12 protein-coding genes are annotated in these 14,448 nt (G+C 71.5%); 3 read left to right on the forward strand and 9 right to left on the reverse strand.

Annotation, left to right across the window (positions count from 1 at the left end):
• Positions 1–203: 203 nt before the first annotated feature.
• Positions 204–635: a division/cell wall cluster transcriptional repressor MraZ gene (mraZ, locus tag ID574_RS32295; protein WP_188192782.1), complete on the reverse strand. Its 432-nt coding sequence runs from the start codon at positions 633–635 to the stop codon at positions 204–206.
• 409 nt (positions 636–1,044) lie between these two features.
• On the opposite strand from mraZ, the gene ID574_RS32300 reads away from it, so the two are divergent.
• From ID574_RS32300 to ID574_RS32310, 3 genes are read left to right on the forward strand one after another with little or no spacing between them, the layout of a single operon-like run.
• Positions 1,045–2,082: an AAA family ATPase gene (locus ID574_RS32300; RefSeq protein WP_442939339.1), complete on the forward strand. Its 1,038-nt coding sequence runs from the start codon at positions 1,045–1,047 to the stop codon at positions 2,080–2,082.
• Between the two features lie 55 nt (positions 2,083–2,137).
• The gene (locus tag ID574_RS32305; protein WP_188192784.1) at positions 2,138–3,403 is read left to right on the forward strand and encodes a DUF58 domain-containing protein; all 1,266 of its coding nucleotides are present in this window, start codon (positions 2,138–2,140) and stop codon (positions 3,401–3,403) included.
• Positions 3,400–5,919, forward strand: a complete 2,520-nt coding sequence (locus tag ID574_RS32310; RefSeq protein ID WP_188192785.1) for a transglutaminase TgpA family protein — start codon at positions 3,400–3,402, stop codon at positions 5,917–5,919. The genes ID574_RS32305 and ID574_RS32310 overlap by 4 nt, the downstream gene beginning before the upstream one ends.
• A gap of 470 nt (positions 5,920–6,389) precedes the next feature.
• Here ID574_RS32310 and ID574_RS32315 read toward each other — a convergent pair whose 3' ends face one another.
• The 8 genes from ID574_RS32315 to ID574_RS32350 all read right to left on the reverse strand — a co-directional run bounded on the left by ID574_RS32315 (position 6,390) and on the right by ID574_RS32350 (position 14,407).
• The gene (locus tag ID574_RS32315; RefSeq protein WP_188192786.1) at positions 6,390–6,797 is read right to left on the reverse strand and encodes a DUF3040 domain-containing protein; all 408 of its coding nucleotides are present in this window, start codon (positions 6,795–6,797) and stop codon (positions 6,390–6,392) included.
• A 228-nt stretch (positions 6,798–7,025) separates the two neighbouring features.
• Positions 7,026–8,267: a DNA polymerase IV gene (locus ID574_RS32320; RefSeq protein ID WP_188192787.1), complete on the reverse strand. Its 1,242-nt coding sequence runs from the start codon at positions 8,265–8,267 to the stop codon at positions 7,026–7,028.
• Between the two features lie 54 nt (positions 8,268–8,321).
• Entirely contained in the window at positions 8,322–9,041 is a 720-nt protein-coding gene (locus ID574_RS32325; RefSeq protein WP_188193115.1) for a methyltransferase domain-containing protein, read from the reverse strand.
• Between the two features lie 970 nt (positions 9,042–10,011).
• Positions 10,012–10,350, reverse strand: a complete 339-nt coding sequence (locus ID574_RS32330) for an MmcQ/YjbR family DNA-binding protein (protein ID WP_188192788.1) — start codon at positions 10,348–10,350, stop codon at positions 10,012–10,014.
• Positions 10,351–10,585: 235 nt separating this feature from the next.
• Positions 10,586–10,996: a transcription antitermination factor NusB gene (gene nusB, locus ID574_RS32335; RefSeq protein ID WP_188192789.1), complete on the reverse strand. Its 411-nt coding sequence runs from the start codon at positions 10,994–10,996 to the stop codon at positions 10,586–10,588.
• A 1-nt stretch (position 10,997) separates the two neighbouring features.
• Entirely contained in the window at positions 10,998–11,558 is a 561-nt protein-coding gene (gene efp, locus ID574_RS32340; protein WP_188192790.1) for an elongation factor P, read from the reverse strand.
• Positions 11,559–11,587: 29 nt separating this feature from the next.
• On the reverse strand, positions 11,588–12,625 hold the full coding sequence (locus ID574_RS32345; RefSeq protein WP_188192791.1) for a M24 family metallopeptidase: 1,038 nt from the start codon (positions 12,623–12,625) through the stop codon (positions 11,588–11,590).
• Between the two features lie 33 nt (positions 12,626–12,658).
• Positions 12,659–14,407, reverse strand: coding sequence for a protein kinase domain-containing protein (locus tag ID574_RS32350; RefSeq protein WP_188192792.1), 1,749 nt, complete (start codon positions 14,405–14,407; stop codon positions 12,659–12,661).
• Positions 14,408–14,448: the final 41 nt, after the last annotated feature.

Here is a 14,448-nt window from a genome sequence, read left to right on the forward strand (position 1 = left end):
TCGCGTCCTTGCTCGCGGATGACGCGTAATGATCGATCGCGGTCCTCCTGGGTCCCCACCCGGCGCCGCCCGGCCAGGTCCCCATCCGCACCCTCTTCGTGGACGCCTGCCCACTGACACCGGGGAAGGTGCATCAGTTGGCAGACAGTGGTTGCGGGTGGAGACCTCGCCGAACGACATCACCGACGGATCGACCGTGGCTCCTACAAGATCCCTGGCAGCACCTCCTCCGACAGATCGGCGAACGCCTGCTCCTGTTCGCTGAGGTAGGTGTCCCAAGCCTGCGCGTCCCAGATCTCCAGCCGGGTGTTGGCCCCGATGACCACGCAGTCACGCTCCAGGCCCGCGTACTGGCGCAGGCTCTGCGGGATCGTGATGCGTCCCTGCTTGTCTGGTTTCTCGTCGGACGCGCTGGCGAAGAAGACGCGGCTGTAGTCACGCACCGCCTTGGCGGTGACCGGGGCGGTCCGGAGAGCCTCGGTAATGCGCTGGAACTCCTCCACGGGAAAGACGTAGAGGCATCGCTCCTGGCCTTTGGTGATCACAAGACCCTCCGCCAGCTCCTCACGGTACTTAGCCGGCAGGAACAGCCGTCCCTTGTCGTCCAGACGCGGTTGATGGGTGCCGAGGAACATCGGCCCCACCTCCCGTGCCTCGTGAAGCGCTCAGCGCTGGCGCACCGTGCCCTCCACTGCGCACCACCATACTCCACTTCTCCCCACCGTCAACTGATTCGAACCGTCTTCATCATTGGTTTCCGTTGCGTTACCGCAGGTCAGAGCGATGGAGCAGGGTGGGGGGCGACGCAGTCGCGAGCAACCCTCATGGGCGTGTCGAGGGTTCAAAAGATCGGAGAAATACGGGATCCGGCGCTTCGGAGAGGTCCGGGTGGAGGAAAGTGGGGCGCCGGGTGGGGCCCGTCTGTCACGGGATTCGCACAGCTATGGGACAGGAGCGGGAACATCGCCCAGGTTCGCTGGAATATCCACAAATGTCGCTCCAGAACCCGCAGCGTCGTAGGGTCGTAATCACAATGGAAAAGGAATGGCATGGCTGCCGCAAAGGATCTTACGGGGCAGCCGTCGCACTTCTCGTGGAGGCCTGGTGGCAGTAACCCATGACGTCCCTCCCCAGCTCGACGAGCTGGTCACCACAGCCCACCGGATTCGGGAGGCCATCGAATCGGTGATCGAGGGCAAGAGCGATGCCGTCCGCCTCACGCTGACCGTCTTGCTCGCCGAGGGCCATCTCCTCATCGAGGACGTCCCGGGAGTAGGCAAGACCATGCTGGCCAAGGCGCTGGCTCGTTCCATCGATTGTCCCGTCCGCCGGGTGCAGTTCACCCCCGACCTGCTGCCGAGCGACATCACCGGCGTCAGCGCTTACAACCAGCAGACCCGGGAGTTCGAGTTCAAGCCCGGGCCCGTCTTCGCGAACATCGTCGTGGGCGACGAGATCAACCGCGCCTCCCCCAAAACGCAGTCCGCGCTGCTGGAATGCATGGAGGAGCACCAGGTCACGGTCGACGGTGTGACGTACCAGCTCGACGCGCCCTTCATGGTGATCGCCACTCAGAACCCCATCGAGATGGAGGGCACCTATCCCCTCCCCGAGGCCCAGCGCGACCGCTTCACCGCCAGGGTCGCCATGGGCTACCCCGAGCCGACGGCCGAGTTGGAGATGCTCGACGTGCACGGCAGCACCTCGCCGCTGGACAAGCTGGAGCCGGTGGCGACGACGGCGGAGGTGCGCGCGCTGATCGAGGCCGTGCGCGGCGTGTACGTCTCGCAGGCGGTCAAGAAATACGCCATCGACGTCGTCGTGGCCACCCGCCACTCCCCCGACCTGCGGCTGGGCGCCTCGCCCCGGTCCACGCTGCAGCTGGTCAGGGCGGCCAGGGCGCACGCGGCGCTGGCCGGACGCGACTACGTCATCCCCGACGACCTGCAGGACCTGGCCGTCCCCGTCCTGGCGCACCGGCTGCTGCCCAGCGTCGAGGCCCAGGGCCAGCGCCGCCTGCCCGAGCAGGTGGTGACGGATCTGATCAGGCGCGTGCCCGTGCCGGAGACGCGAGGCCGTTGATGGATCCGCAGCGTAGCGAGGGCATCCGTCAACGACACGGGTTCAGTGAGACACAGTGAGGGCCGGACTCCGGGCGCTGACCAGCAGGGGCAGGTCGTTCCTCGCCTCCGGGATCGCGGCGCTGCTGATGGCCGTCTTCCTCGGCGAGAACGATCTGTTCAGGATCGGGGTGCTGGTGGCGGCGCTGCCGCTGCTGGCCGCACTGGTGGTGGCGCGGACCCGCTACCGGCTGAGCTGCGCCAGGCGCCTCGACCCGCCGCGGGCGGAGGTGGGCGGCGAGGCCACCGTGACCCTGCGGCTGGAGAACGTCACCAGGCTGCCGACCGGCCTGCTGCTCATCGAGGACACCGTCCCGTACGCGCTGGGCGTCCGGCCCAGGTTCGTGCTCGACAGGGTCGAGCCGCGCGGCGTGCGGGAGATCGACTACCGAGTGCGCTCCGACCTGCGCGGCCGCTACACCATCGGGCCGCTGTCCATCCGCATCGCCGACCCGTTCGGGCTGGTGGAGCTGACGCGCTCGTTCACGATCAGCGACACGCTCGTGGTGACGCCGCACGTGGCGGCGCTGCCGCACGTACGGCTGTCGGGCGAGTGGACGGGCGGCGGCGACAGCCGTACCAGGAGCGTGGCGGCGGCGGGCGACGACGACGTGGCCCCGCGCGAATACCGGCAGGGCGACGACCTGCGGCGGGTGCACTGGCGCTCGACGGCCCGCCACGGCGAGCTGATGGTGCGCCGTGAGGAGCAGCAGTGGCAGAGCCGCGGCGCGCTCCTGCTCGACACCCGCAGGCACGCCCACCGCGGCGAGGGCCCGCGCTCGTCGTTCGAGGTGGCCGTCTCGGCCGCGGCCTCCATCGGCGTGCACCTCGCCCACGAGGGCCTCGGCCTGCGGCTGGTGACCGACCAGGGCGCCGAGCACCTGACGGACACCGGCCTGAGCTACTCGCTGCTCGACACCCTCGCCGTGGTGCGCCACAGCCCGGCCCGCTCTCTGGAGATGGGCGTGTCCGCCCTGCGCCAGGGTGGCGGCGACGGGCTCATCGTGGCCGTGCTCGGCTCGCTGGACGCGGAGGAGGCAAGGGAGCTGGCCAGGTTGCGGCACAGCGGCATCACCGGGGTCGCGGTCCTGCTCGACGTGAGCACGTGGGACGGCGGCGACCCTGCGGCGGAGGAGGACTACCAGGCGGCGCAGACGGTGCTGGCCGGGTACGGCTGGCGCATCGTGCGCCTGCCCGCCGGCACCTCGATCGCGTCGGTCTGGCAGGACGCCGCCGGACGCGGCGGCAGGTTCGTCCTCAACCCGGCGGGAGGTGCGGCATGAGACTGACGATCGCCTCGGCAGCGGCGGCGTTCGCCGCCGCCGTGCTGCTCTACCCGCTCTTCGAGGGCGGAGTGTGGTTCTGGTCGTCCCTGGGCGCCGTGCTCGCCGTGGTGGCGGCCGGCCTGGTGAGCAGCCGCCTGTCGCTGCCCGCGTGGGCGGCGCCGCTGCTGGGTCTGGCGGCGACCTGGATCTATCTGACCGCGTCCTTCGCCGCCGAGGAGGCGTGGGGCGTGTTCGTGCCGACGAAGGGGTCGGTGGCGGAGCTGGGCCGGCTGCTCGGCGTCGGCTGGGCCGACATCCAGCGGTTCGCCGCCCCCGTGCCGACCACGGAGGGCATCACGCTGCTGACCGCGGGCGGCGTGGCGCTCATCGCGATCACCGTGGACCTCATGGCCGCGCGGCTGCGGCGGGCGGCGCTGGCCGGGCTGCCGCTGCTGGCGCTGGCCACGGTCCCCGCGACGATCCTGCCCGACCCGATCAGCTGGCCGGCGTTCATCGTGGCCGCGCTCGGCTTCGTCGGGCTGCTGATCGCCGACGGGCGGGAGCGGGTGGGCCACTGGGGCCGGGCGGTGCTGGTGCGCCGCAGCCGCGTCGCGGCCTCGCCGTCGGCCTCCCGCACGCGCACCGCCGCGGACACCAGCGGCCTGCGGCTGTCCGGCAAGCGCATCGGGTTCGCCGCGATCGCGCTGGCCGTGCTGGTGCCTGCCCTGCTGCCGACGATGGAGCCGGTGTCGTTCTTCCAGTTCGGCGTGGGCGGCAGGGGCACGGGCAAGGGCAACTCGATCAGCATCCCCAACCCGATCGCGGGTCTGAGAGGCCAGCTGGAGCTGCCCGAGCACCGGGTGGTCCTCACGTACACCAACAACGACGACCAGCCCCGCTACCTGCGGATCTACGCGCTGGACACGTTCGACGGCCAGCAGTTCGGCATGACGCAGCCGAAGGGCGCCCCCGAGAACAGGACGGACCAGGGCCCGCTGCCGCCGCCGCCCGGTCTCAGCGGGAAGCCGAAGATCAACAACGTGGTGACCAACATTCAGGTCAGCGACGAGGTCTCGGATCTTCGGTTCCTGCCGCTGCCGTACCCGCCCTCGGAGATCGAGGTGGAGGGCGACTGGCGCGCCGACGCGGACTCGCTGATGGTCTTCTCCGTTCCCGACGAGGCGTCCGGCCTGGAGTACAGGGTGGCCTCCGGCGAACCGGCGCCGACCCCGGAGCTGCTGGAGTCGCTGGGCAATGCCCGGGGCGGGGTCAGCGAGCGGTACCTGTCGCTGCCCGAAAACCTGCCTCCGGAGGTCCACCAGCTGGCCCTGAGCGAGACCGCGAACGCCACGTCCGCCTACGAGCGGGCGGTGAAGCTGCAGGAGTTCTTCACCAAGACCGGCGGCTTCACCTACAGCCTGCGTACGCAGGGGCACAGCAGCTCCGCGCTGGCGGACTTCGTGCTGAACGTCCGGGCGGGCTACTGCGAGCAGTTCGCATCGGCCATGGCGGTGATGGCCAGGATGGTCGGCATCCCGTCGCGGGTGGCGATCGGCTACACCGGAGGCACCAAGATCGGCGACCGGTGGCAGGTCGCCACGAACGACTCCCACTCCTGGCCCGAACTGTACTTCGAGGGCGTGGGCTGGCTGCCGTTCGAGCCGACTCCCGCGGGAGCGTTCGGCCAGGGCAGCGCGCGCGTGCCGGACTACACGCAGCCCGCGCCCGATCCGACGGACGAGCCCACCACGCCGACGACGGGCCCCACCAGCTCGTCGGCCGATGAGCCCGTCGCCCCGTCGGACCGGCCGAACCCCAACCAGGTCGACCGCGAGGCCCAGCTCAACCAGGGCGGGCTGCCGGCGGACGAGTCGATGCCGCTGATCGCCAAGATCGGCATCGGCGCCGCCGCGCTGCTCCTCATCCTGCTGATCCCCGCCGGCGTGCGGCTGATCACGAGGAACCGGCGGGTGCGCAGCCTGGGCTGGAAGGTGTCGCAACCGGCCGACGAGCTCACGGCCAGGATGGTGTCGGGCAAGGGCGCCACGGGCCGGCACCCGTCGGTCGCCGCGGCCTGGGCCGAGCTGGACGACATCCTGTACGACTACGGCATGGCCCGCCAGACCAGCGAGACCCCGCGGGCGCTCGCGCGACGGTTGACCCAGCAGTACGAGTTCGACTCCGCGGCCGCGGCGGCCATCTCCGCCATCGCCTCGGCCGTCGAGCGGGTGCTGTTCGCCAGGGATCCGGGCCGGATCGGGCCCATGAGGAAGGACCTGCGCACGGTGCGCCAGGCCCTGGCGGCCACGGTGTCACGCGGCAGGCGGCTGCGTGCGGTGCTGCTGCCCCCGTCGACGCTGCGGCGGCTGCTGGGGGTCGGCGAGCGCCTGCTCGACGGGTTCGACCTGCTGGAGACCATCCGCCTGCGGCGGACGGCCGCCTCCCGGGGCGCCTGCCCCGCACCGGCCGGAGCGCGGTGCGGCCGTCTCCCCGGTGAAGACGGCCGCACGGCTCTGGCGCTCCGCTCCCCATGAGGCGTGCGGTTCCCACGCCCCCGGCACTCGCGATTTCAGCGGCCCGCGCTCCCCGGTGGCCTCAGTGCCGCCACCGGGGAGCGCGCCTGCGGTATGTGAGTGCCGCCGGCCGGCGAGGCTCCGTGAGAGCCGCGAGCCGACCAAGCGCCGTGAGAGCCGCCACCGGCGAGACGCCGTGAGGACCACCGGCCGAGCCGACCGGTGAGACGCCGTGAGGACCGCCGGCCGGGCCGACCGAGACGCCGCGAGAGCCGCCAAGCCGGGCCGATCGGTGAGGCGGGGGTTCGGTCCGTCCGAGGCTGCCCCGGCGTCGACCCTCCGGCATGCCGAAGCGACGCCCGCCGTTCGCTCATCGCGCCGGTCAGGCGTCGCGCTTGCACACGCCCGGCCCGGCGCCTGGCGGCCAGCCTACTATCCAGGCACGACCCCCGTCACGGCCCCGTCACCGGGCTATGTCCTGTGGGTCCGGCTCAGCGCTCGTCGTGGCGACGGCGCCAGCGCTCCTCCATGCGCTCCATGAAGCTGCCCCGGTTGCCCCGGCGGGCCTGCTTGCCCGGCGGCACGCCCGTGCCGGGGGCCGGCGTCGAGTCGCCGAACCCGTTCATGCGTTTCCAGCTGGACAGGCCCCACAGACACGCGGCGAGCATGACCACGAAACCGCCGACGCCGAGAGGGATCAGAGCACTGCCACTCAACACGACGCCGACCATCATGACGACGACGCCGAGAGCAAAGCCGATGGAGGCCTTGATCAGGCGACGCTTGTAGTGGCGGCGCGGGTCACTGATCCTTACGGTGTTGGCCCACTTCGGGTCCTCGGCGTAGAGGGCCTGCTCGATCTGGTCGAGCAAGCGCTGCTCGTGCTCAGAGAGCGGCACGGCGCCTCCCAAGGACGGCCCCAGGACGGGGAAGACGGCAACGGACGACACGGGGTGTCCGAACCTCGCGGTCGGTTATCCCCAGAATACGAGGCTGTAGACGTAGGCGAAAGCAAACGTCCAACGCAGACCAAACCGGAGGTGACGTCATGGCTCCATTGTGGCCCATCTCGCCCCCCTTCCCCCAAAATCGCGACACCGATGCATCACCAAGTCCGGACATCGGCGTCATGTCTCTATTTCATCAAGCTTGCCACGTACAAGCGATGCTGGGAGCACCGCATCGGGACCGAATCTCCGGATCGCCTTGTCCATGGCCTGCTCGGCCTCGCGCCAGCCGGTCTCCCGCTCACCCAGGCTCAGTTGCCGTGTGGCCTCCTCGGCGGGCCGCAGGTTTTCCATCCTGACCCCCACCAGGCGCAACCGCACCCGTTCCAGCCCGGCGGCCTGGAACAGCTCGCAGGCAGTGGCGTAAATCACCTGGGCCACGTCGGTCGGCTCGCGGAGCGTGCGCGACCGGTTGATGGTGGTGAAATCGGCTCGGCGCAGCTTCACACTTACAGTTCTTCCCACGTGCCCGCCCTTACGCATCCGGGCGGCCACCCGCTCGGACAGGCGCAGCAGCTCTCGCTTGATCATCTCGGGGTCGTCGATGTCGGTGGCGAAGGTCTCCTCGTTGCCGATGCTCTTGTCCGGCGCGTGAGGGCTCACGGACCGCTCGTCGCGCCCCCAGGCCAGCGCCGCCAGATGGCTCCCCGCGGCCTGCCCCAGCTCGCGGTGGAGCGTACTGAGGGGCACCCTGGCCAGGTCTCCGACGGTGCGTATGCCGAGGCGCACGAGGGACTGCTCGGTGCGCTCGCCGACGCCCCACAGGGCCGACACGGGCAGCGGATGGAGGAAGGCGACCACCTCGTCGGCGGGCACCACCAGCAGGCCGTCCGGCTTGCACTGCTTCGAGGCGAGTTTTGCCACGAATTTGCTGCTGGCCACGCCCACAGAGCACGTGATCCCGTAGCGGTCGAGGACCTGCTCCCTGATCATGGCGGCGACGACGGCGGGCGAGCCGAGCCGCCGCCGGGCGCCACCGACGTCGAGGAACGCCTCGTCGGAGGCGATCGGCTCGACCAGCGGGGTGATCGTGTGGAAGATCTCCATGACGCCCTTGGAGACCTCGGAGTATTTGCCGTGGCTGGGCGGGATGATCGTGGCCTGCGGGCACAGCCTGCGCGCCCGGCTCATCGGCATCGCGGAGTGCACGCCGAAGGCCCTGGCCTCGTATGTGGCGCTGAGCACGACGCCGCGCCCGGCGGGCGAGCCCACGATCACCGGCCGTCCGCGTAGCTCCGGGCGCTCGAGCAACTCGACGCTGGCGAAGAAGGCATCCATGTCGACGTGGAGGATCGGGCAGCCGCTGTCATCGACCCCGGTGCGCGGAGCGGGGCCGATGCCGGTGATCTGCTTACGAGACACGCCTCAATTCTATCCGAACATAAATTCGATAACGAGGGGCGTGAACACCGATTGTCAGGCCCGGTGTCCGAGGACGTGCAGCTGCGTGGCGATGTCGCGGAGCACGGGATGGGTGGAGGCGGCCTGCTCCAGCGCCACGAGCGCGTCGGCCGCGCCCGGCTCTCCGTCGACCAGCCTGCTCGGCACCAGGTCGGCGAAGACCCGCACCCCGTGGATGGCGCCGACGGCGAACCCGGTCGTGGTCAGCAGCTCGACGAGCGTCTCGGCGGTGAAGCGCCGGGGGGTGGGGTCGCGGTCGCCCCAGCTGCCCTCCGGGTCGTCCAGCACGGCCCGCGCCTCGTCGAAGTGGCCCACGAGCGCCCGGTGGATGGCGCTGGCGACCGGGTTGGCGGCCAGCACGCTCACGGCACCGCCCCTGCGCAGCACGCCGGCGACCGCGGTCAGCGCGCTGATCGGGTCCTCGACGTACTCCAAAACGCTGTGGCACAGCACCAGGTCGGCGCTGTCGCGGTGGAGCAGCTCGCCCAGGTCGGCGACGTCGCCCTGCAGGGCGCTGACGCCCACACCCTTCTCCTTGGCCCGGCGCTCGAGCGCGGCCAGCGAGTCGGGGCTCGGGTCGACGACGGTGACGGTGTGGCCGCGCGCGGCCAGCGGCACCGCGAACCCGCCCGTGCCGCCCCCCGCGTCGACGATGTCGAGCGCCTCGCGGCCCGTGGCCGCCGTCCGCTCGGCCAGCACCGATCGCAGCGCGTCCCAGACGACGGCGGTCCGCACCGCCGGGGTCCTCGTGACGCCTTCAGAACGCAACGTCGGCTCGCCTCCCTCTCCCCCGCGAACTGGGTCCTCGCGGTCGGTTCCTTCGCGGACGGGCCCAGCCTACGCCGTGCGCCCGCTCCCCGCTCCCCACCGGCCGCCACCCACCATCGAACCCCACGGACCCACCACCCGCACACCCCGCCCACCGAGCGGCTGCCCGGCGAGGCGCCGACGCCTGGAGGCCACTGCCGAGACGCCTGTGGGCACCACTGCCCGCGGCCGACGCCTGTGGGGCACCTGCCGCCGAGCCGACGCCTGGCCGCAGCCGCTTACGGGCACGTGGGCACCGCCGCCCCGCGGATGCCCTGCCGGCAGCCAAGCACGCACCGCCCCAGCAAGCGGTGCCGACGGTGCCGAGCGGCCACAGGCCTGCTACCCGCCGCTGAAAGCGCCGCCCGTGCGGCAGCCCGGGGGCTCGCAACCGTGCCCCGGGGGTGCGTCCGGGAGTGGTCCGGGGGCAACCAGGGCGGCCCACAGCGCTGTGCAAGGGACCGCGCCAAACAGCCCACGGCACCGAGCCCAGCGCCGCGCCAGACGGCCCACGGCACCGGCTGCAGCGCCGCTCCAGACCGCAGAGGGCGCTGGGCACGGGGGGCGAGTGTGTCGGACCACTGGACAGCAACCGCCGAGCCGGCGAGCCCGCCCTACCGACAGCCCGCCAGATGAGCCGCTCTACTAGACCGCCCGGGCCAGACGAGCCGCCCTACCCCGGACCGTCCGCCGGACGAGCCCCCTCCAGACCGCCCGTAACACCTCCATGGCGCTGTGCCAGCCCACCTGAAGTCCCGCCGCGCGCCGCCATCGCCAGCAGCTTGGCATGGGGTGGGCCACTGCACCCCAGAGCCACCCGCCACAGACCCGAGTGAGGCGCCGACCCCGAGTCGCCGGGGAGCCGGCGGACACGTGGGCAGTCGGGGCAGTCGGGCGGTCAGCCGTCGAAGGCGGCCACCAGCTTCTTCGGTGCCCGCAGGCGCCAGGCGTCCGTCAGGAGCTCGGTCATCTCCTCGGGGTCCACCGCACCGAGCCGCACGAGCACACAGGCGTACCCGTCGTAGTGCGGCGTGGTGAAGAACGTGGCGGGCTCGGCCGCGATGAGCCCGGCCTTCTCCTCCACGGTGGCCACCGGCACGACCAGCGCGTCGCCTTCTTCCCTGACCCTGGCGAACCACTTGCCGCGCACGTAGAAGGCGGGCGTGCCGTACATGGTCTTCTCACCGGTCTCGGGCAGCGCCAGCGCGATCCGGCGGACGTCGTCTTCCGTCACCATGCACCCGATGCTCACACACTGCTGGGACAGAAACGGAAAAGGGCGCGTCGCGGCTGGTGACGCGCCATTCTCCGTACGGTCGCAACTGCCCGCGTCACACGGCCAGGCTCCCGCCATGGCGGCGGTCGGACGCCTGACCGCGTGACGGTACACGTCCCTCGCCTCGCGAGCCGTGCAGGCCGGCGTGGTTGGAACGTACCCCGAACACGCGGCCCTGGCCCGCCCAAAAGGGTGTCTAAAGGGTGAGGCTTGGCTTGAGTTGTTTGAAGCGGGCCAGCAGTCCGTTGACGAACTGCGGTGACTCGTCGGTCGACAGGTCGCCGGCCAGGTGGACCCACTCGCTGATGACCACACCCTCGGGCACGTCGGGCATCCACAGCAGCTCGTACGTGCCCCCGCGCAGCAGATTGCGATCCACCGCGGGCATGCGGTCGAGCGTCCAGCCCTCGGCGTACGTGGTGATCAGCTCGTCGATGCGCGCGAGGTGCCTGGCGACGCCCTCGACGATGGCCGAGGTGTATTCGTTGACCGGGGGCTCCTGCCGCTCCACGCGCTCGGCGAGGATCTTCAACGGATCCTCGCCGCGCAGTTCGGCCTCGAAGAGGATGTCGAGCGCCCGCCTGCGTGCTTTGCCGCGTGCCGACACCTCAGGCCCGGCCGAGGTATTCGCCGCTGCGCGTGTCGACCTTGACCTTCTCGCCGGTGGTGATGAACAGCGGGACCTTGATCTCGGCGCCGGTCTCCAGCGTGGCGGGCTTGGTGCCGCCGGTGGAGCGGTCGCCCTGCAGGCCGGGCTCGGTGTTGGCGATGGTCAGCTCGACCGCGGCGGGCAGGTCGACGTAGAGCGCGGCGCCCTCGTTGAACGCCACCGTGGCGAGGGTGTTCTCCAGCATGTAGTTGGCGGCCGTGCCGACGGTGGCGCTGGGCACGTTGACCATGTCGTAGGTCTCGGTGTCCATGAACACGAAGTCGTCGCCGTCGCGGTACGAATACTGCATCTCGCGCTTGTCGACGTTGGCCACGTCGACCTTGACGCCGGCGTTGAAGGTCTTGTCGACGACCTTGCCGGAGAGCACGTTCTTGAGCTTGGTGCGCACGAACGCGCCGCCCTTGCCCGGCTTGACGTGCTGGAACTCGACAACGCTCCAGAGCTCACCGCCTTCGAGCCTCAGTACCATGCCGTTCTTGAGGTCGTTGGTCGTCGCCACTCGTTCTTCTCCCGGATGCGGCCGCTCTTCTAAAGGACGAGCAGCTCCTTGGTCGTCTTGGTGAAAAGTTCCGGCCCGCCCTCACGTGTCACGAGGGTGTCCTCGATGCGGACCCCGCCCCGGCCCGGGAGATAAACCCCAGGCTCGACGGTGATCGGAACTCGATCCTCTAGTCTACCGGTCCTCGAGGGGCCCAGGAACGGCTCCTCGTGGATCTCCAGTCCGACGCCGTGGCCCAGCCCGTGCCGGAAATGCCCGCCGTGGCCGGCGTCCTCGATGACGGAGCGGGCGGCCGCGTCCACGTCCCTGGCCTCGGCGCCTGGGGTGAGCGCGTGCCGGCCCGCGCGCTGCGCCGCCGCGACCAGGTCGTAGAGCTCGCGCTGCCAGCCGGCGGGCGGGCCGAGGCAGACCGTTCTGGTCATGTCGGCGTGGTAGCCGTGGTAGCGGGCGCCGAAGTCCATGGTGACCAGGTCGCCGGCGTTCAGCTCGCGGTCCGTGGGCGCGTGGTGCGGGATCGCGCCGTTCTCCCCCGCGGCGACGATGGTGTCGAACGCGGGCTTGTCCGCGCCGAGCTCGGTCATGCGGTTGTCCAGGAGCCGGGCGAGGGCGCGCTCGGTCATGCCCGTAACGATACGCACCGATATGTCGGCGAACGCCTGATCGGTGATCTCGCAGGCCGTCCGGAGCAACTCCAGCTCGCCGTCGTCCTTGACCGCCCGCAGCTCCTCCACCACCGGCCCCACCGGCTTCAGCCCCTCACCCAGCCGCCGGTACGTGGCCACGCTCATGCCCGCCGCCTCGATCCCGACGCCCGGCTCGGCCAGCGCGGCCGCCACGTCCGACGCCTCGACCGACGGCACGTCCAGCGTGCGCGCCTTGTCGATGTAGCGGTTGTCTGTCGCCAGCAGCGCCGACCCGTCGGCCCTGACCAGCACGGCCGCGTTCGAGCTGGACAGGCCCGTGAGGTAGTGGACGTTGACGGGGGAGGTGACGAGCAGGGCGGGAACCTCGTGGGCGGGCAGCAGCCCGGCGAGCCGCGCCCGGCGCGCGGGGTAGTCGAAGGTCATGGTGCGAATGTACGTGTAAGGCCTGGAAGTCGCTCATCTCTCCTGGATGCGGAATTCCCTCATGAACTCCGCCGCCGGGCCGAACGGGTCCATGTCGCCCCTCTGCTGAGCCTGCAGCAGCTCCCGGTACAGCTCGGCGATCTGACCGACCACCGCGTCGGTCTTCCCCTCCTGGGCCTTCCTCGCCGCCTGCTGGATCTTCTGACGGGCCTTGGCGGCGACCTTGGGGTTGATCCCTTCCGCGCGCTCCTGATACCCGACAGCCTCGTCGAAGCGTCGCAACCACTCGCCCCACCCGTCCGGCGGGCTCTGGGCCCCGGGCCCGAAGGTGGCCTTGGGGGGCGCGGTCTCGCGCAGGGAGGCGGGCGGGTCGGCGTCGGCCGGCAGCGTGGTCACGACATTGGGGTACCGGTCGCCGGTGGGCGGGCTGGTGGGCACGTCCGGCGTGTCGGTGGGCGACTCCGTGGGGGGCGCGGACGTGGTGGGCGCGGCGGTCGGCGTGGACACCGCCGCCGGCTGATCGCGCGATCCCGCCCACGTCACCATGGCCACGGTCACCACCACGATGGCCGCGACGGCCAGGCCGAGCTGCAGGAACAGCTTGCGGTTGGACGACGGCCCCGGCTCCGGCTCCAGGTCTCCCGCGTGGTAGATCGCCGTGTCACCGGCCCGCGCCCCGCCGCCGGGCCCGGCGCCCATCGGCCCGCCGAACTGGAAGACCTCGGTGACGCCCTGCCCGGCGCCCGCCCCGCGACCCGTAGGAGCGCCGCCCGCGAGGATGGCGCCGGTCACGGGCACCGCCCCGGGGTTCCCGCCGCCGCCCACGGGCGCCGGCCCGAGGCCGCCGCCGCCCAGGGGCGCCGGGCCGAGGTTCGCGCCGCCGAGAGGCGCCGGCCCGAGGTTGGCGCCGCCCACGGGCACCGGCCCGGAATCGGCGCCGCTCGCAGGCAGCGGCCCGGAGTCGGCGCGTGGGCGGGCGATGGCGGCCAGCGCCCGCCGGATCGCCTCGCCGCCGGACGGCCGCCGCGCGGGGTCCGCGTCGATCATCGCCAGCACCAGCCGATCCAGCTCGGCGGGCACCTCGGCCCTGAGCGCGCTGGGCGGCGCGGGCTCCGCGCGTGGGGCACCCGTCCCGGCAGAGGACCCGGCCGCGCCCGGCGCACCCGCCTCCGCACCGGTCTCTCCGTCGCCGTCGAAGGGCGGGCGGCCGCACAGCAGTTCGTAGCAAACACACCCGAGGGCGTACAGATCCGCGGAGGGTTCCCCGTTCCCCTCCGGCGCCACGTAAGGGCCGGTCGACGGCCCCGGATCGTCCATGCCGAACCCGACGACCTTGAGCACTCCGCTCGCGGCCCGCCGGAAGCTGTCAGGATCGACCTCCCCGTGCACCACCCCGGCCCGGTGGGCGGCGTCGAGCCCCGCGGCCGCCTGCCCGATGAGATCGCACACGTCGACGATCCTCATGGGCCCGCCCGCGGCCAGCTCCTCGCCGAGGCTGAGCCCGGTGAGGTACTCCATCACGAGGAACGGCGCACCGTCGTGCTCCCCCATGTCCAGCACCATGGCCACGTTCGGATGGATCACCTTGGCCACGGCTCGGGCATGCTGTCTGAGCTTCTCCCGCGCGGCGGACCCGGCCGCCTCGGCGCCGAGCACCTTCACGGCCACGACCCAGTCGGCCCGCGTGTCGTACCCCCGCCACACCTCGCCCATGGACCCGCTGCCGATGAGCTCGTCCAGCCGGTAACGGTCGGCGACCACGGTCGGTGTCGCGTCGGACATATCCCCGCCAATAACTCGAACATCAGGATTTTCGACCCACG

Origin of the sequence: Nonomuraea sp. SYSU D8015 (genome assembly GCF_008065375.1) — a bacterium.
Classification (GTDB): domain Bacteria; phylum Actinomycetota; class Actinomycetes; order Streptosporangiales; family Streptosporangiaceae; genus Nonomuraea.